The organism is Streptomyces sp. PH10-H1 (genome assembly GCF_030063355.1).
Classification (GTDB): domain Bacteria; phylum Actinomycetota; class Actinomycetes; order Streptomycetales; family Streptomycetaceae; genus Actinacidiphila.
Window position 1 is genome coordinate 11,841 of record NZ_JASISZ010000076.1, and the last position, 25,691, is coordinate 37,531.

Annotated in this window: 18 protein-coding genes and 3 pseudogenes; 6 read left to right on the forward strand and 15 right to left on the reverse strand. The window is 70.1% G+C overall.

What is annotated here, in order from left to right; translation table 11 throughout:
* Positions 1 to 233 precede the first annotated feature (233 nt).
* Both tmk and topA read right to left on the reverse strand, forming a co-directional pair.
* The gene (gene tmk / locus QMK24_RS32865; RefSeq protein ID WP_283470517.1) at positions 234 to 3,317 is read right to left on the reverse strand and encodes a dTMP kinase; all 3,084 of its coding nucleotides are present in this window, start codon (positions 3,315 to 3,317) and stop codon (positions 234 to 236) included.
* An 89-nt stretch (positions 3,318 to 3,406) separates the two neighbouring features.
* Positions 3,407 to 6,229 carry a type I DNA topoisomerase gene (gene topA / locus QMK24_RS32870; RefSeq protein ID WP_283470518.1) on the reverse strand — a complete coding sequence of 941 codons (2,823 nt, stop codon included), beginning with the start codon at positions 6,227 to 6,229 and terminating at the stop codon, positions 3,407 to 3,409.
* Positions 6,230 to 6,448: 219 nt separating this feature from the next.
* On the opposite strand from topA, the gene QMK24_RS32875 reads away from it, so the two are divergent.
* Complete coding sequence (locus QMK24_RS32875) at positions 6,449 to 8,008, forward strand: recombinase family protein (protein ID WP_283470519.1); 1,560 nt, start codon at positions 6,449 to 6,451, stop codon at positions 8,006 to 8,008.
* A 28-nt stretch (positions 8,009 to 8,036) separates the two neighbouring features.
* Here QMK24_RS32875 and QMK24_RS32880 read toward each other — a convergent pair whose 3' ends face one another.
* Positions 8,037 to 8,231: a hypothetical protein gene (locus QMK24_RS32880; RefSeq protein WP_283470520.1), complete on the reverse strand. Its 195-nt coding sequence runs from the start codon at positions 8,229 to 8,231 to the stop codon at positions 8,037 to 8,039.
* 384 nt (positions 8,232 to 8,615) lie between these two features.
* Here QMK24_RS32880 and QMK24_RS32885 point away from each other — a divergent pair, with 384 nt between their 5' ends.
* From QMK24_RS32885 to QMK24_RS32895, 3 genes are all read left to right on the forward strand, one after another.
* Positions 8,616 to 9,068, forward strand: a complete 453-nt coding sequence (locus QMK24_RS32885) for a TM2 domain-containing protein (RefSeq protein WP_283470521.1) — start codon at positions 8,616 to 8,618, stop codon at positions 9,066 to 9,068.
* A complete protein-coding gene (locus QMK24_RS32890; protein WP_283470522.1) occupies positions 9,061 to 9,471 on the forward strand; it encodes a DUF2752 domain-containing protein in 411 nt (136 codons plus the stop codon). Before QMK24_RS32885 ends, QMK24_RS32890 begins: the two co-directional genes overlap by 8 nt.
* Positions 9,472 to 9,617: 146 nt before the next feature.
* Positions 9,618 to 9,881, forward strand: a complete 264-nt coding sequence (locus QMK24_RS32895; RefSeq protein WP_277439337.1) for a TM2 domain-containing protein — start codon at positions 9,618 to 9,620, stop codon at positions 9,879 to 9,881.
* Positions 9,882 to 9,996: 115 nt separating this feature from the next.
* Here the strand turns inward: QMK24_RS32895 and QMK24_RS32900 are convergent, their stop codons facing one another.
* The 4 genes and pseudogenes from QMK24_RS32900 to bldG form a co-directional block, all read right to left on the reverse strand.
* Entirely contained in the window at positions 9,997 to 11,517 is a 1,521-nt protein-coding gene (locus tag QMK24_RS32900) for a DUF7059 domain-containing protein (RefSeq protein ID WP_283470534.1), read from the reverse strand.
* Between the two features lie 892 nt (positions 11,518 to 12,409).
* Positions 12,410 to 14,803, reverse strand: a pseudogene (locus QMK24_RS32905) (sodium-translocating pyrophosphatase); the annotation flags it as partial.
* 409 nt (positions 14,804 to 15,212) lie between these two features.
* A complete protein-coding gene (locus QMK24_RS32910) occupies positions 15,213 to 15,644 on the reverse strand; it encodes an ATP-binding protein (protein ID WP_283470523.1) in 432 nt (143 codons plus the stop codon).
* 88 nt (positions 15,645 to 15,732) lie between these two features.
* Complete coding sequence (bldG, locus tag QMK24_RS32915; protein WP_138357092.1) at positions 15,733 to 16,074, reverse strand: anti-sigma factor antagonist BldG; 342 nt, start codon at positions 16,072 to 16,074, stop codon at positions 15,733 to 15,735.
* A 163-nt stretch (positions 16,075 to 16,237) separates the two neighbouring features.
* Here bldG and QMK24_RS32920 point away from each other — a divergent pair, with 163 nt between their 5' ends.
* The gene (locus QMK24_RS32920; RefSeq protein WP_283470524.1) at positions 16,238 to 18,727 is read left to right on the forward strand and encodes a DEAD/DEAH box helicase; all 2,490 of its coding nucleotides are present in this window, start codon (positions 16,238 to 16,240) and stop codon (positions 18,725 to 18,727) included.
* A 21-nt stretch (positions 18,728 to 18,748) separates the two neighbouring features.
* Here QMK24_RS32920 and QMK24_RS32925 read toward each other — a convergent pair whose 3' ends face one another.
* The 8 genes and pseudogenes from QMK24_RS32925 to QMK24_RS32960 form a co-directional block, all read right to left on the reverse strand.
* Positions 18,749 to 19,084 (reverse strand): Rv3654c family TadE-like protein, encoded by a 336-nt coding sequence (locus QMK24_RS32925; RefSeq protein ID WP_283470525.1) that lies wholly within the window; start codon positions 19,082 to 19,084, stop codon positions 18,749 to 18,751.
* Complete coding sequence (locus QMK24_RS32930; RefSeq protein ID WP_283470526.1) at positions 19,081 to 19,416, reverse strand: TadE family type IV pilus minor pilin; 336 nt, start codon at positions 19,414 to 19,416, stop codon at positions 19,081 to 19,083. Before QMK24_RS32930 ends, QMK24_RS32925 begins: the two co-directional genes overlap by 4 nt.
* Positions 19,417 to 19,510: 94 nt before the next feature.
* Entirely contained in the window at positions 19,511 to 19,696 is a 186-nt protein-coding gene (locus QMK24_RS32935) for a DUF4244 domain-containing protein (RefSeq protein WP_502962685.1), read from the reverse strand.
* A 91-nt stretch (positions 19,697 to 19,787) separates the two neighbouring features.
* Complete coding sequence (locus QMK24_RS32940) at positions 19,788 to 20,573, reverse strand: type II secretion system F family protein (RefSeq protein WP_283470527.1); 786 nt, start codon at positions 20,571 to 20,573, stop codon at positions 19,788 to 19,790.
* Positions 20,570 to 21,496, reverse strand: coding sequence for a type II secretion system F family protein (locus QMK24_RS32945; protein ID WP_283470528.1), 927 nt, complete (start codon positions 21,494 to 21,496; stop codon positions 20,570 to 20,572). Before QMK24_RS32945 ends, QMK24_RS32940 begins: the two co-directional genes overlap by 4 nt.
* A pseudogene (locus QMK24_RS32950) lies at positions 21,493 to 21,792 on the reverse strand (TadA family conjugal transfer-associated ATPase); the annotation flags it as partial. The gene QMK24_RS32945 and the pseudogene QMK24_RS32950, both read right to left, overlap by 4 nt.
* A gap of 510 nt (positions 21,793 to 22,302) precedes the next feature.
* Positions 22,303 to 24,561, reverse strand: coding sequence for a tyrosine-type recombinase/integrase (locus tag QMK24_RS32955; RefSeq protein ID WP_283470529.1), 2,259 nt, complete (start codon positions 24,559 to 24,561; stop codon positions 22,303 to 22,305).
* 236 nt (positions 24,562 to 24,797) lie between these two features.
* Complete coding sequence (locus QMK24_RS32960; RefSeq protein ID WP_283470530.1) at positions 24,798 to 25,181, reverse strand: site-specific integrase; 384 nt, start codon at positions 25,179 to 25,181, stop codon at positions 24,798 to 24,800.
* 176 nt (positions 25,182 to 25,357) lie between these two features.
* On the opposite strand from QMK24_RS32960, the pseudogene QMK24_RS32965 reads away from it, so the two are divergent.
* A pseudogene (locus QMK24_RS32965) lies at positions 25,358 to 25,691 on the forward strand (IS1380 family transposase); the annotation flags it as partial.

The window sequence follows — 25,691 nt, forward strand, 5'->3', positions numbered from 1 at the left end:
TCCCGTCAGATCCACCCCTGCGGCCCCGGCGCGGGCCGACGTGCCTGACCGTGCGCTCGCCCCTGCGGGGGGCCCAGCCCGGCGGGCCGGAAAAGGGCGGTGGGTGGGGAACGGCCCGCCGCAGGCGCAACGGTGGCGGGGGGCCCGCGTACGTGCACCCCCGCCGGAGGCGGGCCGGCTCGCCGCAGGCGGATCGGCGCTGATGTACCCGCTTAACCGCCCGCCGGAGGCGGTCAGCGGCGAGGGGTCGGGCCGTCTTCGTCGTCGTGGGTGCCGAGGAGTTCGTCGGCGAGGGTGGGGAGGTCGTCGAGGGGGGTTTCCTCGGCCCAGTCGGAGCGGGGGCGCCGGGTGGCCGGGGGCTCCGTGCCCGGGGTGACCTGGGGGAGCTCGCGGGTGCGCTCGTTCTCCGGGGTTGCGGGGCGGAAGAAGGACGGCGGGACGCGGTCGGCCGGGTCGGACCCGGGGCGTACCGGGGGCAGCACCGTGGTCTCCTCCGCGGCCGAGGCCGGAACCGCCGGCAGCACCGCGGTCTCCTCCGCGGCCGAGGCCGGAACCGCCGGCAGGACCGTGGTCTCGTCCGCGGCCGAGGCCGGGACCGAGGGAAGGACCGTGGTCTCGTCCGCGGCGGACGACTTCAGCGTCGGCTTCGGGGTCGGCGTCGGCGTCGGCGTCGGCGTCGGCTTCGGCTTCGGGGTCTCCACGGTCTGCGTGGTGTTGCTGGCCGCTGCCGCCGAAGCGGCGGCGGCAGCCGCGGCCGCCGCGCGGGCCTGTTCGGCGCGGCGGAGGGCGTCCTCGGCCTTGCGCTGCTTCTCCAGGCGGCGGGCTTCGGCCTCGGCGCGGAGCCGGGACTCCTCCTCGGCCTGGCGGCGCAGCCGGTCCTGTTCTGCGCTCCGGGCGGCCTCCTCGGCCTCGCGGCGGAGGCGCTCCTCCTCGGCGACGCGGGCGGCCTCCTCGGCGCGCAGGCGCGCGGCCTCGGCTTCCTGCTCGGCGGCTTCGCGGCGGGCGGCCTCCTCGGCGAGGCGCTGCCGCTCGGCCTCCTCCTCGCGGAGGCGGGCGAGCTGGGCCTGGCGTTCGGCTTCGAGACGGGCTACCTCGGCGAGGCGGGCGGCCTCTTCCTCGGCTCGGACGCGGGCAGCTTCCTCGGCCTGGCGGCGGGCTTCCTCGCGGGCGTCGATCTCCTGCTGGGAGAGCGGCAGCGCCTGGTCGAGGCGGTGCCGTACGACGGTGGTGACCGCTTCGGGCTCCTGGCCCGCGTCGATGACGAGGTAGCGGGCGGGGTCGGCCGCGGCGAGGGTGAGGAACCCGGCGCGGACCCGCTGATGGAATTCGGCGGGCTCGGATTCGAGCCGGTCCGGGGCCTCGGTGAAGCGCTCACGGGCGGCTTCGGGCGAGACGTCGAGGAGCACGGTGAGGTTCGGGACGAGCCCGTCGGTGGCCCAGCGCGAGATCCGCGCGATCTCGGTGGGCGCGAGGTCGCGCCCGGCGCCCTGGTAGGCGACGGAGGAGTCGATGTAGCGGTCGGAGATGACGACAGCGCCGCGTTCGAGGGCCGGGCGCACCACGGAGTCGACGTGTTCCGCACGGTCGGCGGCGTAGAGCAGCGCCTCCGCGCGGTGGGACAGGCCGGCGGACGAGACGTCGAGCAGGATCGACCGCAGGCGCTTGCCGACGGCGGTCGCGCCCGGTTCCCGGGTGACGACGACCTCGTGGCCCTTGGCGCGGATCCACTCGGAGAGCGCCTCTACCTGGGTGGACTTCCCGGCGCCGTCGCCGCCCTCTATGGCGATGAAGAAGCCGGTGGCGGCGGGTGCCGCGGCGGGTTCGCCGCCGCGCAGGGCCTCTCGCAGGTCGCGGCGGAGCGGTACGCCCTGGCGGTCGTCGGTCTTGCCGAGGACGAGTGCGGCGACCGGTAGCAGCAGGGCGCCGATCAGCATCAGTGTGAAGGCGGCGCCGCCGTGCTGGAAGGTGAAGGCGCCGTTGGCGAGCCGGTGCGGGCCGATGAGTCCGGCGAGCAGCGGGGCGCCGATGGCGGCGATGGCGACGGCGACGCGGACCACGGCGTGCAGGTGGTCCGCGGTGCGCGCGCGGCGCGGCTCCTCGGCCTCCTGCTCGATGAGGGTGTGGCCGGTGTTGGCGGTCACGCCGGCGGCCGTGCCCGCGAGGAGCGCCAGGAGCAGGACGGTGGTCTGGTCGGGGACGAGACCGGTGAGCAGCAGCGCCAGGCCGGTGACGGCGATGGCGATGGCCAGCAGCCGGCGTCGCGAGAGGGTCGGCAGGGTGCGCGGGCCCACCCGGATGCCGGTGACGGTGCCCGCCGTCAGGGCCAGGACGAGGAGCCCGAAGCCGACCGGTCCGAAGCCGAGGTCGGCCGCGTGGAGCACGGCCACCGCGACGGCGGCGGCGATCGAGCCGGCCACACCGGCCGTGGCCAGGACGAGGAGCGGGAGGGCTCCCGTGCGGCCGTGCTCGGAGCCGTCCGGTCCCTTGGGGAGCCGGAGGCCTTCGAGCGGGGAGTGCGGGCGGACGGTCGTGGTGTCGGGCAGTTCGAGGAAGTACAGGATCGCGATGGAGGCGGAGAACAGCCCGGCGGCCACGTACGAGGACAGCGCGACCTGGTGGAGGTCGAACCAGTCGACGCCCAGCGCGAGCAGGCTGTTGAGCAGGGCGACGACGACCAGCACGGCCGCGGCGAGCGGCAGGGCGACGAAGCCGGTGCGCAGGTCGAGGCGGCGGAGCGTCGCAAGGTGGTCGGGGGCGGGCCGTACGGCCGTGTCGCCGGGGGTCGGGACCGGGAGCAGCCCGGGGGCCGCGCCGTCCTTGGCGACCGTCCACAGGCGTTCGGCGATGCCGGCCACGAAGGCGGTGACGAGCAGCCAGGTGACGGCGGTGGCCGGCACCCAGGTGATCCACAGCGGGGCGACGATGAACAGCGCCAGGCGTACGCCGTCCGAGCCGATCATGGTCCAGCGCCGGTCCAGGGCTCCGGCGGTCGCGGTGAGCGCCGACAGGGGCCCGAGCAGTACGGCGCCGAACAGCAGCGTGGCCACCAGCCGGGCGCCGAGCACCGCGGCGACGGCGAAGGCCGCGCCCCGGTAGCCGCCGCCGAAGGATCCGGCGGATACGGCTGCCTGCACGGTGAGCACGAGCAGCACCAGCAGCCCGAGCCGGTCGGCGATGCCACCGGTCAGCTGGGCTCCCCACAGCTTCCGCAGTGGCGGAATCTTCAGGAGGGCACCCACCGCGCGTTCGCGCGAGTCCGCCGCGAGGTCGCCGGCGAAGGCGTCGGTCACGTCCCTTGGCCGCTCGGATCGCGTCATCCCGACAGCCTATCCGGAGCGCGGAAATCCATGACCCTCCGCCCGAACAAATGGGCGGAGGGTCATGGCCGGGACGGCGGTACGGCGGGTTATTCGCTGGTCTGCGACGCCGTGGTCTTCTTGGCGACGGCCTTCTTGGTGGTCGTCTTCTTGGCCGCGGTCTTCTTGGCGGCCGTGGTGGTCTTCTTGGCCGCGGTCGCCTTCTTGGCCGGAGCCTTCTTCGCCGTGGCCTTCTTCTTCGCCGGCCCCTTGGCACGCTTCTCGGCGAGCAGCTCGTAGCCGCGCTCCGGCGTGATGGTCTCGACGTCGTCGTCCTGGCGCAGTGTGGCGTTGGTCTCGCCGTCGGTGACGTACGGGCCGAAGCGGCCGTCCTTGACGACGACCGGCTTCTCGCTGACCGGATCGGTGCCCAGTTCCTTGAGCGGCGGCTTGGCGGCGGCGCGGCCGCGCTGCTTGGGCTGCGCGTAGATCGCGAGGGCCTCGTCGAGGGTGATGTCGAAGAGCTGGTCCTCGGTCTCCAGGGAGCGCGAGTCGGTGCCCTTCTTCAGATACGGGCCGTAGCGGCCGTTCTGGGCGGTGATCTCCACGCCTTCGGCGTCCTTGCCGACGACGCGCGGGAGCGACATCAGCTTGAGCGCCTCGGCGAGCGTCACCGTGTCCAGCGCCATGGACTTGAAGAGGGAGGCGGTACGCGGCTTGATCGCGTTCTTGCCGGTCTTCGGGGTGTCCTCGGGGAGCACTTCGGTGACGTACGGGCCGTAGCGGCCGTCGCGGGCGATCACCGGGCGGCCGGTCTCCGGGTCGGTGCCCAGCTCGAAGTCGCCGCTCGGCTTGGCGAACAGCTCCTCGGCGTACTCGACGGACAGCTCGTCCGGCGGGAGCTCCTCATGGACGTCGGCGCGCTGGTGGTTCTCCTCGCCCTTCTCGCCCCGCTCGATGTACGGGCCGTAGCGGCCGACCCGCAGCACGATGCCCTCACCGATGGGGAAGGAGGAGATCTCGCGGGCGTCGATGGCGCCCAGGTCCTCGACGAGCTCCTTGAGGCCGCCGAGGTGGTCGCCGTCGCCGTTGCCGGCGTCGGCGGCGGAGCCCTTGGCCGCGGAGTCGTCGCCGCCGAAGTAGAAGTGCCGCAGCCACGGCACCGCCTGGGCCTCACCGCGGGCGATGCGGTCGAGGTCCTCCTCCATCGAGGCGGTGAAGTCGTAGTCGACGAGCCGGCCGAAGTGCTTCTCCAGCAGGTTGACGACGGCGAAGGAGAGGAAGGACGGCACGAGGGCCGTGCCCTTCTTGAAGACGTAGCCGCGGTCGAGGATCGTGCCGATGATCGACGCGTACGTCGAGGGGCGGCCGATCTCGCGCTCTTCGAGCTCCTTGATCAGCGAGGCCTCGGTGTAGCGGGCCGGCGGCTTGGTGGCGTGGCCGTCGACTGTGATCTCTTCGGCGGTCAGGCCGTCGCCCTCAGTGACCTGCGGGAGGCGCCGCTCGCGGTCGTCGAGTTCGGCGTTCGGGTCGTCGGCGCCTTCGACGTAGGCCTTCATGAAGCCGTGGAACGTGATGATCTTGCCGGAGGCGGAGAATTCCGCCGCCCGGCCGTCGCTCGACGTGCCGCCGATCTTCACGGTGACGGAGTTGCCGACCGCGTCCTTCATCTGGGACGCGACGGTGCGCATCCAGATCAGCTCGTACAGCCGGAACTGGTCGCCGGTCAGACCGGTCTCGGCGGGGGTGCGGAAGCGGTCGCCGGAGGGGCGGATCGCCTCGTGCGCCTCCTGCGCGTTCTTCACCTTGCCGGTGTAGACGCGGGGCTTCTCCGGGAGGTACTCGGCCCCGTAGAGCTGGGTGGCCTGCGCGCGGGCGGCCTTGATCGCGGTCTCCGACAGTGTGGTGGAGTCGGTACGCATGTAGGTGATGAAGCCGTTCTCGTACAGCTTCTGCGCCACCTGCATCGTCGCCTTGGCGCCGAAGCCGAGCTTGCGCGAGGCCTCCTGCTGCAGGGTCGTGGTGCGGAAGGGCGCGTACGGGGAACGGCGGTACGGCTTGGACTCGACGCTGCGGACCGCGAAGGCGCTGTCGGCGAGCGAGGCGGCCAGCGCGCGGGCGTTGGCCTCGTCCAGGTGGAGGACGGTCGCGTTGTCCTTGAGCCGTCCGGTCGACGCGTCGAAGTCGCGTCCCTGGGCGACCCGGCGGCCGTCGACACTGGTCAGCCGGGCGGAGACGGTCGACGGATCGGACGCGTCACCCGTCCGGCCGGTGGCAAAGGTGCCGCTCAGGTCCCAGTACTCGGCGGTGCGGAACGCGATGCGCTCGCGTTCCCGCTCGACGACGAGCCGGGTGGCGACGGACTGGACACGGCCGGCCGACAGGCGCGGCATGACCTTCTTCCACAGGACCGGCGAGACCTCGTAGCCGTAGAGGCGGTCGAGGATGCGGCGGGTCTCCTGGGCGTCGACGAGCGGCTGGTTCAGCTCGCGCGGGTTCGCGACCGCCGCCTGGATGGCTTCCTTGGTGATCTCGTGGAAGACCATCCGGCGGACCGGAACCTTGGGCTTGAGGACTTCCAGCAGGTGCCAGGCGATGGCCTCGCCCTCGCGGTCCTCATCGGTGGCGAGGAAGAGTTCGTCGGACTCCTTGAGGAGGTCCTTGAGCTTCTTGACCTGCGCCTTCTTATCGGCGTTGACGACGTAGATCGGCTCGAAGTCGCTGTCTACGTTGACGCCGAGGCGAGCCCACGGCTGGCCCTTGAACTCCGCCGGCACCTCGGCGGCCCCGTTGGGGAGGTCGCGGATGTGCCCGACGCTCGCCTCGACCACGTAGCCCGGGCCGAGGTAGCTCTTGATCGTCTTCGCCTTGGCAGGCGACTCGACGATGACGAGTCGGCGGCCGCTCTTTGCGGTCTCGCGGGTCGGGGACAACTTCGCTCTTCTCTCCGGTTCGAAGGGGGTCGCTGCGGAGTGTGACCGTACATCCCGGCCCCATGTCAAATGGGAATGGTCTGCAACGCCACTCGAACGGTAACCCGATATACTTTATAACGATTACAGCACACAACCGCACAACAAAAGGGGTAGCAGGTGAAGGCTACGTCGGCGTGGCGACTCGTGCCTGAGCTTGAGAAGGCTCTAGCCGAAGGGATGAGCGCCGGGGAATGGATCGGCGGCCGGCGCCCCGTCTGCTCCTATGCCCGTATCAGCGAGGACAGACAAGAAGAGGAAGCCATCGGTGTCAGCCGACAGCACGCCAACAACACCGAAGCCGCCGATGGCTTGAAGTGGGTGGTGGTTGCCCGGTACACAGACAACCACCTCACCGCGGCCGACCCGGACATCCAGCGTCCGGCCTTCCTTCAGATGGTGCGGGACCTCCGAGCGCGGCAGACGGCCGAGGGGGTCCCCGTCCGGGGCCTCCTCGCGGTCGCCGAGGACCGGGTACGCCGGCTTCCGGAAGATTTCCTGCGAGTCCACCGAGCGCTCACGGTGGACCGCGACGGGTGCTTCTACGTGCTGGACGAGAAGCGGTACATCGATGTGCACGCCGATGGCGCACAGGTCGTCGGTCTCGTCACCTCGTCCACGGACGGGCGGGAGGTCAAGAAGATCGGACAGCGCACCGCGCGCTCGGTCCGGGACCGGGCCAAGGAAGGCAAACAGTCCGGCGGACACCGCCGGTTCGGGTGGCTGCCGGCGGACAAGAAGGCAGATCGGCCGCACAATCACCTACTCGATCCTGTCGCATCCACGTACCTGCGCAGAGCCATTGAGATGATCATGGCCGGCCAGTCCGAGAGGACTGTCACGCAGTGGCTCATCAAGGAGAAGGTCCCCACCGTGAAAGGTGGGAAGTGGAGCAGCACGACGGTCCGGAACATGGTCAGCAACCCGGCCGTCTGCGGCTACCGGATGCTTGACGGTGAACTCGTGCTCGACCCGGAGACCGGCCTGCCGGTGGTCGGTCCGTGGGAGACGGTCGCCACCCCTGACGAGTGGCGGAAGATCCTCGGCCGCTACACCAGTTACTACAAGGTGGACCCGAAGACCCTCAAGGGGGACCCCAGCCGCGGGACGCGCTCCAAGCGCCGCAAGGAGGTCACCCAGACCCGCAAGTACACGCTCTCCGGATACCTGCGCTGCGGCAGACTGGACCTGTCGGGACAGAAGTGCCTCTCGACCATGGTCGGGAACCCCGTCAGCACGCGGACCCCCCACGGCGCATACGCCTGCAACGCTTCCAACTGCCAAGGCGTCGCCCGGCGAATGGACCTGGTCGACCAGGCCATCACCGAGCTCGTGCTCAAGATTCTGTTGGAGCGGTACGCCGCCAAGGAACCTGAGCACAGAGAGTGGCACGGACAAGCCGTCCTGGATTCCCTGCTGGAGCGGAAGCGGCTCCTCAAGGACGGCTACAACAGCGGACAGGTTCAGCCCGCCGACTTTTTTGACATGCTTCCCGATCTCGACGCCCAGGTCCAGGAGTCGGAGAAGGACAGGGCCGAATTCTTGGCAGAACAGGAGGCCGGAAACTTCCTGGCAGGCTTCACCAGCGAACGATGGGCGGAGTTCGACCTCCGCCAGAGGCGGGTGGCGATCGGCACGGTCATAGCGACAGTGATCGTTCACCCCCTGCCCAAGGGCCGTTCCACTCGCGCACCGTTCGACCCCTCCCTCCTGGAAGTCGTCTACCGGCCTATGACGTAATCAACACATGCGGGCGTGCGACGTGCGCTTATGCCTGTACGAGACACCAGACGCCGGTGACGAGGGACAGCGTCCCGATAAGAGTGGTCAAGGCCGCGCCGGCCGCACTGCCTCCCTGCGTCACCGGCGCGCGTCGCGCCGTGCGTGCCCCCGCCCAGACCAGAAGCGCCGCCCCGAACAGCGCGAAGACCGTCCCGGCGAACAGCGAGGGTGTGCTCTCCATACCCGTCTCCTTCTCCGTGACCTGCTATGGCTCGCGCCGGAGAATCGCACCTCCATACGGCGTCCGGGCGAACCCCGGGTGAATGGCGGCGCACATCAGAGCGGATGGGAGTGGATCGGAGCGCTCTACATCACATACAGCGTGGCGTGTTCGCCACTGCCGTGTTCGCAGACCCGCTGGCTCATGCTCGACGAAGAGGGCACCTGATCGGGCATCACCTTCCAACGTAAGGAGGACGCCTCACCCGTAGGCGGCCGATGCGGATCACCCTCGCATTCTGCCCCGGGCGGGACGAGCACTCGTGCGAGCTGGAAAGATGTGCCCGTCGACCGAAAACCGATGTGTCCTTCGACCGCCGTCACCCAGCAGGGGGAGCCACCCGCCATGTCCGACCAGAACCCGTACGGCCAGCCGCAAGACCCCCAGCAGCAGCCGGGCGCGGCCTACGGCTACCCGCAGTACGGCCAGCCGCAGCAGCCCGGGCAGAACCCGTACGGCCAGCCCGCGGGCGGCCAGCCCGGTTACGGCTACCCGCAACAGCCGGGCATGCAGCCCGGCTACGCGCAGCCCGGCGCCTACACCGGCGACCCGGCCGCGCCCTACGGCTACGACCCCTACGGTCGCCCGTACTCCGACAAGTCGAAGGTGACGGCGGGACTCCTCTCGCTGTTCCTGGGCGGCTTCGGCGTGGGCCGGTTCTACACCGGCCACATCGGCATGGCGCTCGGCCAGCTCTTCACGCTCGGCGGCTGCGGCATCTGGTCGCTGATCGACGGCATCATCCTGCTGACGGGCAACAACAACACCGACTCCCAGGGCCGCGTCCTGCGTGGCTGAAACCCGCCTGCGGCCGACCGCCGGCCGGGTGCGGCGCATCGTCTCGCACCCGGCCTCGGTCCCGCTCGCGCTCCTCGCGGGAGCCGGGTATCTGTGGACCACCAACCCGCATGAGCCAGGACACCTGTTGCCGCGGTGTCCCTTCAACTGGGCGACCGGGCTGCTCTGCCCCGCCTGCGGGGCGACACGGATGCTCTATGACCTGATGCATGGCGATGTGTCCGGTGCCTTCCATGACAACGCGGCGCTGTTCCTGCTGGCGCCTGTGGGCCTGCTCCTCTACGGGCGCTGGCTGGCGGAGGGGCTGCGCGGCCGGGCGTACCGGCCGGTCGTTCCGGGCCGCTACCAGGCCGTACTCATCGGCGGGGCACTGGTCTGGGGTGTACTGCGCAACATCGTCTAGCACACCACTGATCACATTTGAATGAAGTCCGGCGAATTCATGTGACTCCCGATGAGCGTTGATGCCAGGATCGGGCCATCGCATCGGGGGCGGAGCATCTGAGCACGTCCCTTTGGTGTTTCGTCCCCAACGCAAGGAGCCATTTCATGGCCACGCCCACCCCTGACGCCCCGTTCGGTTACGACCCCCAGGGCCGTCCGCTGTCGGACAAGTCCAAGATCACCGCCGGTCTGCTGCAGCTCTTCCTCGGCTCCCTCGGCATCGGGCGGTTCTACACCGGCCACACCGGCATGGCGCTCGGCCAACTCTTCACGCTCGGCGGCTGCGGCATCTGGTCGTTCATCGACGCCATCATCTTCTTCACCAGCAAGGACCGCACCGACTCCAACGGGCGCGTGCTGCAGGGCTGATCCCCCGGCTTGCTGCACCGCGGCCCGCCCCCGTTCCGCTGCGGAGGGCGGGCCGCGGTGCGTCCGGGGGCCGAGCCGGGTGGCGGGGCAGCCAGGTGGCCGGGCAGTCCCTGCGTCAGCCCTCGACCGGGTCCAGGAAGCCCTGTTCGACGAGGAGCCGGATCGATTCCGGCGTACGGTCGCGCAGTATCACCGGGTCCTCGCCCAGCAGCTGGGCGATGGCGTCCAGGATCCGGCCGGCCGGCAACGTCCCGTCGCACACGCCCGCGAAGCCCGCGCCGACCGTGTCGACCTTGGTGGCGCGCCGCATCCCGCGGTTGGCGCGCAGCACCACGTGCTCCGGGTCCTCGGCGCCCGGCAGCCCCACCTGCTCCTGCACGACCTCGTCGGTGAGCCGGAAGCGCGCCTCCAGCAGCGCGGCGTCGTCGTGCGTCCGCAGGAAGTCCTGACGGCCGAACCAGTCCTTGATGTGGGCGCCGAGCGGCTGCTCCACCGGGTGCGGCCATTCCTCGGCGGTGATGGCCGGGTGGTCGGAGCCGGATTTGCGGAGCGTGATCCAGCCGAAGCCGACGCCCTTGACCTTGCGCTGTTCGAACTCGTCGAGCCAGGCGTCGTAGCGGGCCGCGTACTCGGCGGGGTCGGCGCGGTGGTCGCCGCCGTCGCGCAGCCACAGCTCCGCGTACTGGGTGATGTCCTGGACCTCGCGCTGCACGATCCAGGCGTCGCAGCCGCGCGGCACCCAGCCGGCCAGCCGCTCGCGCCAGTCCTCGCCCTCGGTGTGCTGCCAGTTGGCGAGCAGCTGGCAGTAACCGCCGTCGTTGAGGTGCGCGGCGGACTGCTGCACGAGGGTGCGGCACAGATCGTCGCCCCGCATTCCGCCGTCGCGGTAGGTGAAGCGGCCGGCCGGGGAGATGACGAACGGCGGGTTGGACACGATCAGGTCGAAGCGGGCCTCACCGACCGGTTCGAAGAGGCTGCCCTGCCGCAGCGCGGGCTCCGGCGCTCCGGAGAGCGCGAGGGTGAGCCGCGCGAAGTGCAGGGCGCGCGCGTTCACATCGGTCGCGGTGACCCGGGTGGCGTGCCGGGAGGCGTGCAGCGCCTGGACGCCGGAGCCGGTGCCGAGGTCGAGCGCCGAGGCCGCCGGCTCGCGGACGGTCAGGGCCGCCAGCGTCATGGAGGCTCCTCCGACGCCCAGCACGAGATCGGCCCGGTCCACGCCGGGCGCCGTGCCGATGCCGCCGGCACCGCCGACCGCGCAGCCGAGGTCGGAGACGATCCACCAGTCCTCGCCGCCGTCACCCGCGTACGGGCGTACGTCCACGGTGGCGCGCAGCTCGTCGCCGTCCCGCACCAGCCAGCCGTCGGCGAGGCACACCTCGACGGGCAGGGCGGCGCGCAGCCGCTCGTACGCCACGGGCCGCTGCAGCAGGAAGAGCCGCACGAGCGACTCCAGCGGGCTGCCGCCGCGGGTGGCGCGCAGCGCGGGCACGGTCTCGGCCCGGGACAGGGCCGCGTAGGCGGAGGCGCCGAGCAGGTCGAGGCAGCCGTCGGCGGTGAAGGCGGCGGCCCGCAGGGCGTCACGCAGCCGTTCCGCGTGATCCGGGGCGGGAAGGGGCGGGGCGGTGAAGCGGGGCATACTCACGCCCCCATTGTCGCGGAACGAGCGCGGCCCGGCGCCCCTCGGAGGGATGCCGGGCCGTGTCGGTACGTCGGATCAGGTCAGATCACGTCGGGGACGCGCCGTAGACGTGCCATGGATGTGCCGTGGCCTCCGCCAGGACGTGTCGGACCGCGTCCGGCCGCGTCCGGCCGCGCCCGGCCCCGCGTCAGGTCTTGGACGGTGAGGCTCCGGTCTGCTGGCAGCCCTGCTGGCTGGACATGGCCTTGCCCACGTCTCCGTTGCGCAGGGTGTTCAGCGCCGCCTCCGCGGTCTTGTTGGCCTTGTCCGCCTCCACCGAGGCGGCCGTGAGGCCGTCGGCGAACTTCGCCTGGTCCCCGGCGTCGAGCCCGTCCACCTTGCTCTTCACCGCGGCGTAGGCGGCCGATGCCTTGGTCAGATCGGCGATCGAGTTCTTCTGCTGGTCCGCGCCCTTGTCCACAGGTGGCGCCCCGGCCTTGCTCACGATGTCCGCGAGGGACTTGTACGCGTCGGAGATCTGCTGGAAGGCCGCGGAGTCCGCCGCCTTCACATCCGCCGGCTTGCCGTTCTTGTCGACCTTGGTGATCGCCGTGTTCGCGTCGTTGATCTTCTTCGTCTGTGCCGAGGCCTGGTCGCAGACAGTCTTCGCCCAGGCGTCCAGCTTCTTATTGGAGTTGTCGCTGCTGCATCCCGACAATGCCAGGAGCAGAGCAGCACCGGACAGCGCAGCCAAGAGCTTCTTGTTCACCGGATGTGTCCCTTCCATGGCTCTACGGCCCCGGAACTTACACGCCAATCGGGTGCCGACTACGAGTCCGGAGTGGGATTCACCCCCTAATGGGGCCATTTGCACCAAGGAACAGTGACGCGAACGATGACACAGGACGCTCGCGCACGGCGGCGGGTCGATTAAGGCCTTCGCCGGCTCGGAGTTCTCTTCGTCACCCATGGCGATTCCGCGCCGCTTGGAGATGTAGACCGCGCCGACGATGACGGCGATCGAGATGACGGCGACGCCGATGCGGACACCGAGGTTCGCGTCGTCGCCGTAGGAGAACTTCACCACCGCCGGGGCGATCAGCAGCGCCACCAGGTTCATGACCTTGAGCAGCGGGTTGATCGCCGGGCCCGCGGTGTCCTTGAACGGGTCGCCGACCGTGTCACCGATGACGGTCGCGGCATGGGCCTCGCTGCCCTTGCCGCCATAGTTGCCGTCCTCGACCAGTTTCTTGGCGTTGTCCCAGGCACCGCCGGAATTCGCGAGGAACACCGCCATCAGGGTGCCGGTGCCGATCGCGCCGGCCAGATACGAGCCGAGCGAGCCGACGCCGAGGGAGAAGCCGACGGCCACGGGCGCGAGCACGGCGAGCAGACCGGGGGTGGCCAGCTCGCGCAGCGCGTCCTTGGTGCAGATGTCGACGACCGCCCCGTACTCCGGCAGCTCGGTGCCGTCCATGATCCCGGGGTGCTCGCGGAACTGCCGCCGCACCTCGTAGACCACCGCGCCCGCCGACCGCGAGACGGCGCTGATGGCGAGTCCGGAGAAGAGGAACACAACGGCCGCGCCGAGCAGCAGTCCGAACAGGTTGTTTGGCTGGGAGATGTCGAGGCTGAGCCATCTCATGTCCGACGCGGAGATGTTGGCGCCCGCGACCGCGGTGTCGATCGCCTCCTTGAACGCGCCGAAGAGCGCGGTCGCGGCGAGCACGGCCGTGGCGATGGCGATGCCCTTGGTGATCGCCTTGGTGGTGTTGCCGACGGCGTCCAGGTCGGTGAGCACCTGGGCGCCCTCGCCGTGCACGTCCCCTGACATCTCGGCGATGCCCTGGGCGTTGTCGGAGACCGGGCCGAAGGTGTCCATGGCCACGATCACGCCGACGGTGGTGAGCAGCCCGGTGCCGGCCAGGGCGACGGCGAACAGCGCGAGCCACACCGAGGTGCCGCCCAGCAGGAACGCCCCGTAGACCGACAGCCCGATCAGCACCGCCGAGTAGACCGCGGACTCCAGGCCGATCGAGATTCCGGCGAGGACCACGGTGGCGGCGCCGGTCAGCGAGGACTTGCCGATGTCCTGGACGGGACGGCGGCTGGTCTCGGTGAAGTAGCCGGTGAGCTGCTGGATGAGCGCGGCGAGCACGATGCCGATGGCGACCGCGACGAGCGCGAGGACGCGCGGGTCGCCGGAGTGGCCGGCGATGTCGGCCGGGACACCCTTCAAGTCGGCGTAGGAGGACGGCAGATAGAGGTAGACCGCCACGGCGACCATCACCAGCGAGATGACGGCGGAGATGAAGAAGCCGCGGTTGATGGCGGTCATCCCGCTGCGGTCGGAGCGGCGTGGCGCGACCGCGAAGATGCCGACCATCGCGGTGAGCACGCCGATCGCGGGGATGAGCAGCGGGAAGGCCAGGCCGGCGTCCCCGAAGGTCACCTTGCCGAGGATGAGCGCGGCGACCAGGGTGACGGCGTAGGACTCGAAGAGGTCGGCGGCCATGCCCGCGCAGTCACCGACGTTGTCGCCCACATTGTCCGCGATGGTGGCGGCGTTGCGCGGGTCGTCCTCCGGGATGCCCTTCTCGACCTTGCCTACGAGGTCGGCGCCCACGTCGGCGGCCTTGGTGAAGATGCCGCCGCCGACACGCATGAACATCGCGAGCAGTGCCGCGCCGAATCCGAAGCCCTCCAGCACCTTCGGCGCGTCGGCCTTGTAGATCAGCACGACGACCGAAGCGCCCAGCAGGCCGAGGCCCACCGTGAACATTCCGACCACGCCGCCGGTACGGAACGCGATCTTCATCGCGCGGTGCGAGACATCGGTCAGATCCGCTTTCGGTTCCCCGGGAGCGGGCGTGGCCGACCGCGCGGCCGCCGCGACGCGCACATTGGCGCGCACCGCCAGCCACATGCCGACATAGCCGGTGACCGCCGAGAACACGGCGCCCACCAGGAAGAACACCGAACGGCCGATCCGCTGCGAGGTGCTGTCCGAGGGCAGCAGCATCAGCAGGAAGAACGCCACTACGGCGAAGATCCCCAGCGTACGGAACTGCCGTGCGAGGTAGGCGTTCGCGCCTTCCTGCACAGCAGCGGCGATGCGCTTCATGCTGTCGGTGCCCTCGTCCGCCGAGAGCACTTGACGTACCAGCACTCCGGCGAGCGCCAGTGCTGCCACCGCGACAACCACGATGATCAGCACGAGATTGCGATTGCCTTCGGTCAGTACCGGCCCGGCGGCCAGAGACTGAGCGATGTCCTGCGTGTGAGGGGTAAGTGGCCCCGCCATTCGTCCTCCTTGACGTTTGGCGCATGGGCGCGCGGCTCCTGCGACTCCCACAGCCGCGACGCTCAGCGAGCTGAGCAAAGATGGACGGATTGTAGGGAGCCGGACTAGATCAAAACAGTGCGCGGGATCAGAATTCGCCTGCACTGGGGAAGCCGAAATTCCTCTTGGGCGCGTAAACCACCGAATGCGGTGAAGATTCGGGCGTCACGAAACCGCCCACGAAGATCACCCGAATGATCGTTTGACGGCTCGCCAGGAGTGCGGGGGGCGAGGCGGCCGACGGGAGCCGCGCGGGGCTACGGAGGGCCGCGGGGCGCCGCGCGGGGCACCGGGGCTACGGAGCTACGGAGCTACGGAGCTACGGAGCTACGGGGAGAGTGTTGGCGGGGGAACGTGCGGGAGACGGCGGCTACGGGTGCACGGCGGCGGACGCCGTCGGCCAGCTCATGCGGATGACTCCGCCGTGCTCGCCCACGGTGACCTCGACGTCATCGACCAGGCCGCTGATGACGGCAAGGCCCATCTCGCCCTCGTCATCGGAGTCATCGCCGGCGGACATGCGCGCCGACGGGACAGACCCCGCCGGGGCACCCGGCGCCTCGTCACCGACCTCGATGGAGAATTTCTTCTCCTCCTCGGTCAGCAGCACCCGTACGGGGCGCTCGACGCCGTTGCTCAGGTGCAGGCCGACGGCGCGGCTGCACGCCTCGCCCACGGCAAGCCGCACCTCGTCAAGGACTGCCTCGTCCACCCCCGCCCGGCGCGCTACCGCAGCCGCTACGAGCCGTGCGGTGCGCACGTGCTCGGGCTGAGCGCTGAAGAGCAGTTCTACGGTGGGCATGGCCTCCCCCTCGCTCCTATGGGTGGGCATCACAGGGGTCCGGGCGACGAAACCGCCCGGTACCCCCGTCCTGCGACGATCGGGATGATCAGTCGTTCGCCGCGACAGCCTCGTCGACCGAGGTGTGGATCGGGAACACCTTGGTCAGGCCAGTAATCCGGAAAATCTTAAGAATGCGCTCCTGATTGCACACCAGGCGCAGCGAGCCTTCGTGAGCACGCACCCGCTTGAGACCGCCGACCAGTACACCCAGACCGGTGGAGTCGAGGAAATCGACTCCCTCCATGTCCACAACCAGGTGATAACTGCCGTCGTTCACCAGCTCTACCAGCTGCTCACGCAGCTTGGGCGCGGTGTACACATCAATCTCGCCGCCGACCTCGACGACCGTACGGTCGCCAACGGTTCGAGTCGACAGGGACAGGTCCACGGATCCTCCAGCACCTTGCATCGAGCGGCGTCGCCCCCGGGGACCTCCCCACCGAAGGGGAGGGGACGGATCGGCAGCCGCGATGGCATTCAATCACTTCACAGCGGGCCAGCACGACGCCTTCCTGCGATTGTCCGTCACGCCGGTGACACACTGAGTGCCGATGGCCCAGGATCAACTTCCGCAGTCGGCGCACGGCCGCCCGTCCCCCCGCACCGTTCTTGAGCGGCTCGCCACGGGGGCAGGCCGAGCCGCACGCATCACCCATACGGAGCACTTGCCCCCGCGGGTCGGTCGCCATGCCGATTGGCCTGATCAGATCCGTCCGGAGGTGCTTGCGGCCATCCGGGCGGCCGGCATCGCGCGTCCCTGGGAGCATCAGGCGCACACCGCGGCCCACGCGATGCGCGGTGAATCGGTGGTCGTCGCCACCGGAACCGCCTCCGGCAAGTCCCTCGCCTACCTCGCCCCGGTCCTCAGTGCCCTCCTGGACGGCTCGGAGGCTCCGAACGGCCGTGGGGCCACCGCGCTGTATCTGGCGCCCACCAAGGCCCTCGCAGCGGATCAGCGGCGGGCCGTCGCGGAGCTCGCCAAACCGCTCGGCTCCGCGATCAGGCCCGCGCTCTACGACGGCGACACCCCGTTCGAGGAACGCGAGTGGGTCCGCCAGTACGCCACGTACGTCCTCACCAACCCCGACATGCTGCACCGCGGCATCCTCCCCGCCCACGCCCGCTGGTCCTCCTTCCTGCGCCGGCTGCGGTACGTCGTCATCGACGAGTGCCACACCTACCGGGGCGTCTTCGGCTCCCACGTCGCTCAGGTGCTGCGGCGTCTGCGCCGCCTCTGCGCCCACTACGGGGCGGATCCGGTCTTCGTGCTCGCCTCCGCCACCGCCGCCGATCCGGCCGTCTCGGCCGGCCGTCTCACCGGTGTCCAGGTCGCGGAGGTCACCGACGACGCCTCCCCCCGCGGCGAACTGGCCTTCGCCCTCTGGGAGCCGCCGCTGACCGAGATGCGGGGCGAGCACGGCGCGCCGGTCCGCCGCACCGCCACCGCCGAGTGCGCCGACCTCCTCACCGACCTCGTCGTGCAGGGCACCCGCACCGTCGTCTTCGTCCGGTCCCGGCGCGCCGCCGAACTGATCGCCCTGATCGCCCAGGAGAGACTGGCCGCGGTCGACCCCTCGCTGCCCTCCCGGGTCGCCGCCTACCGCGGCGGCTACCTCGCCGAGGAGCGCCGCGCCCTCGAACGCGATCTCCACTCGGGGCGGCTGCTCGGCCTGGCCTCCACCACCGCCCTCGAACTGGGTGTCGACGTGTCCGGGCTCGACGCCGTCCTGCTGGCCGGCTATCCCGGCACCCGCGCCTCGATGTGGCAGCAGGCGGGCCGCGCCGGACGCGCCGGGCAGGGCGCCCTCGCCATCCTCGTGGGCCGCGACGACCCCCTCGACACGTATCTCGTCCACCACCCCGAGGCGCTCTTCCAGCGTCCGGTGGAATCCACCGTCCTGGACCCCGACAATCCCTACGTCCTCGCCCCCCATCTGTGCGCCGCCGCGTCCGAACTCCCGCTCACGGATGACGATCTGCCGCTCTTCGGCCCCGAAGCCGCCGACCTGCTCCCCCAGCTGGAACGCCGCGGACTGCTGCGGCGCCGGGCCGGAGGCTATTACTGGACCCGCCGGGAGCGCGCCGCGGACCTCACCGACATCCGGGGCGAGGGCGGCAAGCCCGTCCAGATCGTCGAGGCGGCCACCGGCCGGCTGCTCGGCACCGTCGACGACTCCTCGGCCCACACCTCCGTCCACGACGGCGCGGTCCATCTCCACCAGGGCCGGACCTACGTGGTCGAGCACCTGGACCTCGAGGACGCCGTGGCCCTGGTGGCGGAGGCCGACCCCGACTATTCGACGATGGCCCGGGAGACCACCTCCATCTCCGTCCTGTCCACCGACATCGCGGAGGCCTGGGGCGATTCCCGGGTCCACTTCGGGTCGGTCGAGGTCACCCACCAGGTCGTCTCCTTCCTCCGCCGCAGACTGATCACCGGCGAGGTGCTCGGCGAGACGAAACTCGACCTCCCGCCGCGCACGCTGCGCACCCGCGCGGTGTGGTGGACCGTCACCGACGACCGGCTGGAAGCCGCGCGGATCCACCCCGAGGAGCTCCCCGGCGCCCTCCACGCCGCCGAACACGCGTCCATCGGCCTCCTCCCGCTGTTCGCCACCTGTGACCGCTGGGACATCGGCGGTGTCTCGATCCCCCTGCACGCCGACACCGGCCGCCCCACCGTCTTCGTCTACGACGGCCACCCCGGCGGCGCGGGCTTCGCCGAGCGCGCCTTCCACACCGCCCGCGGCTGGCTCACCGCCACCCGCGAAGCCATCGCCTCCTGCGAGTGCGAGTTCGGCTGCCCCTCCTGCGTCCAGTCCCCCAAGTGCGGCAACGGCAACGAACCCCTGGACAAGCCGGCCGCCGTCCGCCTCCTCGACTGCCTCCTGGCAACGGAACCGCCTTCGGACCCGGACGCGGAACCGACTCCGGAACCGGATGCGGAGCTGGGTCCGGCCCCGGGCTCGGATCCGGTCCAGGGCTCGGATCCGGTCCAGGGCTCGGATCCGGCCCCGGGCTCGGATCAGGCCCGGGACTGAGCGTCAGGCCCGGGCCGAGGGTCAGCCCCGGGCCGGAGGACCGGCGCGGGAGCGGACCCGCGCGGAGCCGACGGCGGCCGTGACATCGGCGACCTCACCGGTCACGTCGCACTGCACCAGCCGGGCGTCCTGAGCCGCCGCTGTCCGCGCGGCCAGCGCGCAGGCGGCCCCCGCACCGTCCAGCGCATGGTCGGCGGCGGCCAGGGCGGCCATGTCCGCCGCGCCGCCTGCCCGGTGGCGTTCGGCGACGGCCTGGCCTATGACCAGCACGGCGCCGAACGCCAGACACAGCACCCCCATCAGCAGCGCGACCCAGACCGTGGCCGACCCCCGGTCCCCCCGCTGCCCGCCGCTCACCGGACCGCGTCCTCAGCGAGCGCCGCCGCCTCCGCGTGCAGCGCGACCTCCAGGACCGGCGAGCGGGCGGTGACCCGCACCCGTACGAGCTCGCCGTCACGGGTCAGCGAGACCGCCGCCCCGCGCGGAGCGGCGCCGCGGGCCGCCGCCAGCGCGGCGGCCTCCGGCTCGGAGCGGGCCGCGGCCCGCGCACCCGCCCGCGCGGCGTCCACGCACTGGATCTGCGCCGCCGCGGCCATCAGCCCGCTCAGCAGCGCCGCGGTGAAGAGCACCATGACCGGTACGGCGACGGCGGCCTCCGCGGTGACGAATCCCCTCTCGTCCCTTCGCACGGAACGGGCCAGGGAACGGGCCAGGGAACGGGCTACGGAGCGAGCCACGGCAGGCGGCTCTGACGACCGCTCAGCAGGGAGCTCGGGCGGTCGCTCAAAAGGACACATTGAGCGCCCTCTCGATCAGACCGCTGAGCGCAGACTTCACCGCGCCGCTGGTCACGACGTTGTAGAGCACTGCGGCGAAACCGCACGCCGCCAGGGTGCCGACGGCGTATTCAGCCGTGGTCATTCCCGCGTCCGCGGCCGACCGAAGCCGCCCGGCCGTCCTGCGAAGCATCCGGACCAACATGACGTTCCCCCTCATCTCGACTTGCTCGATTTGCTCGAATTGCTTCGACTTGCCTCGCATGAACGCGAATCGGCTCGACTCAGCTCGAACCGCCGGCGAGGATCTGCGCCGCCAGCCCCATCACCACCGGAACCACCCCGACGAGCAGAAACGCCGGCAGAAAGCACAACCCCAGCGGGGCCGTGGCCAGCACTCCGGCCCGCCGGGCCCGGCCGAGCGCCGCGCGGCCCCGGGCCGCGCGGTAGTCGGCGGCGAGCCGCGCCACCTCATCGACCGGCGCCACACCTCTGTGGGAGGCGCGCGCCAGGCAGCGCGCGAGCCCCCGGGCGGCGGGCAGCTGTCCGAATCGCTCCCAGCACCGCACCGGATCGCCTCCGAGCCGCAGTTCGGCCGCGACCCGTATGAGCCCGTCGCCCAGCGGACCGCCCAGCGACCGGCCCACCGCTTCGGCCGCGTCCCGCGGATCCCCGCCCGCGGCGAGGCAGGCGGCCATCAGATCGGCACAGAGCGGGAGTTGGCGTCCGGATCCCTCGTCATGGACCGAGCCGCCGGTCTTCCGTGAGCGGCGCTGCCAGCGCCTCGTCCCGTACGCGGCCAGCAGACCGGTCACGCAACCTGGGACCCCTCCGACGAACACGGCCGCACCCAGCGCCACCGCGGCGACAGGAAACCAGGACCGCAGCACCGGCAGCCGCGTCCACCACCGGGCATCCGGAGTCTTGGTGATCCGTACTCCGAACAGCAGCCGGAGCCTGCCGCGCGCGACACGTTCACGCCGGGCCTCGATCACCGTGACGGCCAGGCACAGTACGGCGGCGGCGACCGAGACGGCTGTCCCCATGCTGTGGATTCGGTCGCCGTTCACCCGGACTCCTCTGCGGCTCGCACGATGCGGCCGGTCCAGGCGAGCCCCGCCCACTCCAGCAGCCCGCCGGCCACCAGACAGGCCAGCCCGGTCGGGGTGCCCAGCAGCGTTCCCACCGGATCCGCCCCCAGCCCCACACCCAGCACCACCCCGAACAGCGGGAGCAGTGCCAGCATCAGCGCGGTCGAGCGGGGTCCGGCCAACTGGGCTCGCAGATCATCCCGTTGGTCGCGTTCGGCGCGCAGGGCGGCGGCGATCCGGTCGAGGCCCGCGGCCAGTCCCGCGCCACCGTCGACGGCGACCTGCCAGCAGGCGGCGACCGCGGCCAGCCCCTCCGCGCCCTCCTGGCGCGCGGCGGCCCGCAGCGCTGCCGGCACATCACCCCCGAACCGCGCCGCGGCGAGCAGCAGCCGCGCGGCATCCACGAGCTCCGGGGCGTCTGGCCAGCCGTCGTCCTCGAGCGCACCCGCCAGCGCCGTGTGCGGTGGCCGTCCGGCCCGCAGATCGCCTGCCACCGTGCCGCACAGCGCCCCCACGGCGGACACCCGCCGGTCCGCCGCCCCGCGCCGGGCCCGCTCGCGCAGGCGGCGGCCGACCAGCGGCACAGCAGCGGCCCCGGCCAGGGCGGGCAGTACCGAATGCGCCGCCAACCCGAGCACCAGGCCGATGGGCAGACAGAGGGCTTCGCGCCCGATCCGCCAACCGAACCGCTCCCGCAGCGGCGCGAGCACCGCCCGTCCACAGGACTCCAGACCACGCCACATGCCGGGCCCCCACCTCTGAACGGTGTCCGGCGCTTGACCGCCGACGAGCATCAGCCGTGCCCGGCGCAGCGCGGGATCCCATTCGCTCAGCAGCCACCCGGCCGCTCCCGCGCAGAACACGGCGGCCCACAGCGCCGCCATCCCGGTCCCGGCCCTCATGACGCACCCCGCTCGCACAGGCTCGCCAGCCGGTCCCAGCCCGGCCCCCGCTCCGCGGCTCCCCGGGCACCGCGCACCACAGCGGGGACGGTCACCACCAGTCCGTCGCCGCGGCGCTCCAGCACATGGATCTCGGCGACCCGGCGCTGCCCCGAGCGGTCCCTCGCCAGGTGGATCACGACGGACAGCGCAGCCGCCAACTGACTGTGCAGGGCGGCCCGGTCGAGTCCGGCCGTCGAACCGAGGGCCTCCAGCCGGGCCGGGACATCGCAGGCCGCGTTGGCATGCACCGTGCCTTCTCTGAACTAAGGACTTCCGCCCCGCATTTGGGTAATCGGCACCGCAGGTGTAGCTGATCGGGGCATCATGGGCGTCAGAGGAAGTGCGCCCTTACGAGGCCGCTCACTGCGGAGCACTACCTCAGCTCTGTCGGCGCCATCATTGGCGCGGACTGCCAGTAGACCGAACATCGAGCACGCGCCTCGTGTATCACGTTGGCCCGTCACGGTATTGGCTCATGGCGAGGGCGGACACCTGTCAGGTGGTCCGCGGCCTTGCCATGTCCTCGTTCAGGGCATCGGACCACCACGTCCGAAAGGCCCTGCTGTGACGGAAGTTCTCTCGATGGTCGCCGGCGTGCTCGGTGTCCTGAGTGCCGCGTTGAGTCTGGCGTCCGAGGTCCGCCGATCCCGCTCGCGGCGTGATGGCGATCCGGGCCGGGCTGACGAAGCCGAGCGCGAGGACGGCAGCTCGTCCTCCGCCTGACCAGGGGGTGGGTCCTGCCGGTAGCGCAGGACCCACCCTCGTCACGAGGACTCCTGGGGTGTGGCGACGGTCGAGGACCGGGCAGCGATCTGCCGGAAGGTCGGCATGCCCATTTCGATAGCCTGCCCTTTCCTGGCGGCTTGTGCGTCGAGCTGTGCCAACTTCTCCTCGGTTGCTGCGAGGCTGATCCCGAGGCCGTCGATCTCGCCGAGCCATCCCTCGCGTTCGGCTTCAGCAATCCGATCAATTAGGTTGTCACGAATATCTACCAGTCGTGGACGCTCATGCGGATCGGCCAGCAGCATGGAACATCGAATACAAGCATGCTCATGAACACAAGGGCTATTGTATGCGCGGCCGCACGTTCCGAGGGAGAGTTTTCGGCGCTCGAAATGACCAAGGAAGGACTCCCATTCCTCGGGAGTCGGCATTCGATACTCTTCGCCTGGCCGCAAATTCCGACGGCGACCAATGAATGCACGGTGGGATTCGATCACGTCGGCAGGATAGACAGTGTTGTAACCCATGGTTGTATTGATGTTCGAGTGTCCACAAATAACCATGGCGATATGTGGAGGGAGCCCACTCCTGATGGCGTCGGTGACGAAGATTCTGCGGAAATCATGTGGTTGGTAGCGCAGTGGATTCCCCGACGCATCCGACAGCCCGGTCGAGTCCAGCGTCTCGTAGATTGCGTTGCGGACGGTGTTCACTGATACTGGGACGTTCTGTCCGCTGACGTTCCATTGGAAAAGAAGCGGCATCGGAGGGTTCCAGGTTTTCTCTGCCTGATCGTAAGCGGCGACTAGCGGGATTGCTCCCGTGCTGTTGCGAACCCTTGTAACGATCGCGCTGAGAACATCAGCAAGTTCTGGGGTCACCAGCAGGACACGCTCTTCGTCGGTTTTCGAGGGAGCGATCTGGAGGAGAGGAACGATCTCTCTCGTCGTAGGAAGTGTGTATTGCACGATGCTGTGATGGCTCGCCTCCAGCATCTCCTCGACTCGGGCGCCTGTATGGCGAAGAAACTCGATGGAGGCCCAGGCCCAGAAGGCTCGGCGCTCAGCCATTCCCAGGTCAAGGCGCTCGCCGTCCGTGTCGTAGACGACCGTTGTCTTACCTGGATCCCTCCAGCGATTACTGCCGATGGCCTTCGTGTAGGTTTCGCTGAGGACCGTGAAAGACGAGCCCGCCGGCGCCGCTCGCACCGCGTCCAGGCGGGCTTTAGCGTCCTTGAGCCTCTGGTCCGCAGCACGGACCAGGACAGGGAGCACTGGCAGCCGCTCACGGGTGCGTTGGTCCGTCCTGGCCTTTACCCGTTTCTCGTGCTTCTTGGTTGAGATTTCTGCGGGTTTGATAGGGCATGGGGCAACCCATGGACCCCATCTTCCAGGTTCTTCCGCTGCCCATTCCGCGAGGTCCAGATAGAAGGCTCGCACTTGCATCAGTAGTGCACCGGCGCTTGCTCGGACACTTTTCACCTCGACGATCGTTCCGTCCGGCTGTTTCCTTCGAGCGGTCTTTGTCTTGATCCGTTCCTTCCATTCGGAAGCGACCTTCGGAGCCAGATGGAGGGAATCGATTCCAGGCTGATTCCGTTCGAGATCTGCCCAGAAGTTGGATGCAAGGGCCCGCGACATTTCTTCCAGCGTCCCGTAGTCGAGGGCGGGCTGCCGTTCTTTCAGGTAGGCGACGATTAGGTCCCGGATCTCCGGGCATTTGAGTCCGTAGCGGTCGACGAGCCGTTCGACGCTCACCTGCCCGGCCAGCGATTCCAGCTGACGCAGGGTCGCAGGTGCGTCAGAGGGGAATATTCCCATGCGCTGAAGCCAGACATAAAACAGAGTGCGATTCCCGCTGTTTCGACCTCGGACCAGGTCGAAAGCATCCCGAAGTTCCAGGCAATCGCCCACGGTAATATCGCGGACCAAGCCGCCTTTCGCAGCGAGGATCATGGAGATCTGATTGCGTGCCTCGAAGCCCACTTTGGAGGACCAGTCATCAACGCCTGCAACGATTTCAAGGGTCGCAAAGCCTTCTGGGTCCCGACTGGCGGCCATTGCTTCCCGAAGGAACCGTGAGCGGCGGGCCGCGAGCCATGGAAGGCCCGGCCGTACGACGTCGGCGCAGAGCAGGGCCAGCGTTCCCGAGGTCAAGTCAGCCTTGGTTGGCCGCCTGCCGACGTTCTGAAGCGTCCAGGCTTTGGCCTCTTCCATCCACTCGTGCGGCTCGGCGAGCGCGGGACAAGCCTGCCAGCGCTGCTGCCAGCTCTCGCCGGGGAAAGCTTCGAGCCACTGCAAGATCCGGTTCACCCCGCGGCGTCTGGAATCCCAGGCGAAGTGCCCGGGGGGCCGCAGTGGTGGTCGATCTACCCGTTCGAGGACCTGTTCCAGGGGGTGCATGCTGGCGGGCCAGGACTCCGGCACCGAGCGTGCCGGGAACTTCAGCCGCAAAGCGTCTCCGGCGGCACCAGCGAGCGGTCGGAAGCTATCTGAAGTGCCCTGCGGGGATGTGGCCTGGGTCTGCGCGCCGACGGTCAAGCGGAGCCTCCGAACAGGATGCCGAGCGAATCTGGGTTGTATCCAGGGGCTGGCTGGGCGGGTGCCGGGGCCTCGCGGAGCCGGGCCTGCCGATCGTGATGGGCCAGGACGTTGCTGATGACCTCATCCTTGCTGGGGGTGAGGTAGACCTGGGTGGTGCTGAGTTCCTTGTGAGCGAGGACCCATTGGACGTCGACGAGGGACAAATCGGGGTCCTGGGCCATGCGGTAGGACGCGGTGTGACGCAGGTCGTGGAGCGTCCAGTTGGAACCCAGAAGGTCGTTCGCGCGGTTGAACATGGCGCGGGCCGCAGGATAGTTCAGCGGTCGCCACGGCCGCCGCAGCGTCCACCACAGCGGCTCCCCACGGCCTCTCGGCACTCCGTTCTGCCAGGCCTGGGCGTTTCACCAGAGTGGCTGGGGTTGTTGACGGAGTGTGAGACGAAAAGAAGAGGTGCCTTCTGACCTGCTTGGATGCGACTTGCTGAGGGTCGTATCGGGGCGGGTCGGAAGGCACCTTTCACGTGCAGGATAGCGAGTGGAGTCGGGGTCTGGCCATGTCGGCGGACGGCAGGGGCCAGATCGGGCACGTCGGCGGGGTTCACCTACGGTTGCTGGCCGAGCGCACCGGGCTGACCAGTGCATTGTCGGGCGCGTTGCGGCGGCGGGGGTTCCATCCGTTGCACGACCGGGGCCAGGTACTGGTGGACCTGGCGGTGGCCATCGCGCTAGGGGCGACGTGCATCCGCGACATCCGCCTGCTCGAGCACCAGCGCGCGGTCATCGGCCCAGTCGCCTCCTTCCCTACGGTGTGGCGCGCGCTCAAGGAGGCCGACGAGGCGGCGCTTCGAAGGATCGAGCGCGCCCGCGCGGCTGTGCGCCGCCACGTGT

Coding starts and splice junctions, on each gene's coding strand:
- QMK24_RS32935 (WP_502962685.1), bottom strand. CDS start 19,696: ATGCTTCGCAGGACGGCCGGGCGGCTTCGGTCGGCCGCGGACGCGGGA.
- QMK24_RS32920 (WP_283470524.1), top strand. CDS start 16,238: ATGGCCCAGGATCAACTTCCGCAGTCGGCGCACGGCCGCCCGTCCCCC.
- QMK24_RS32895 (WP_277439337.1), top strand. CDS start 9,618: ATGGCCACGCCCACCCCTGACGCCCCGTTCGGTTACGACCCCCAGGGC.
- tmk (WP_283470517.1), bottom strand. CDS start 3,317: ATGACGCGATCCGAGCGGCCAAGGGACGTGACCGACGCCTTCGCCGGC.
- QMK24_RS32910 (WP_283470523.1), bottom strand. CDS start 15,644: ATGCCCACCGTAGAACTGCTCTTCAGCGCTCAGCCCGAGCACGTGCGC.
- QMK24_RS32880 (WP_283470520.1), bottom strand. CDS start 8,231: ATGGAGAGCACACCCTCGCTGTTCGCCGGGACGGTCTTCGCGCTGTTC.
- QMK24_RS32900 (WP_283470534.1), bottom strand. CDS start 11,517: ATGCCCCGCTTCACCGCCCCGCCCCTTCCCGCCCCGGATCACGCGGAA.
- QMK24_RS32875 (WP_283470519.1), top strand. CDS start 6,449: ATGAGCGCCGGGGAATGGATCGGCGGCCGGCGCCCCGTCTGCTCCTAT.
- QMK24_RS32885 (WP_283470521.1), top strand. CDS start 8,616: ATGTCCGACCAGAACCCGTACGGCCAGCCGCAAGACCCCCAGCAGCAG.
- QMK24_RS32945 (WP_283470528.1), bottom strand. CDS start 21,496: ATGAGGGCCGGGACCGGGATGGCGGCGCTGTGGGCCGCCGTGTTCTGC.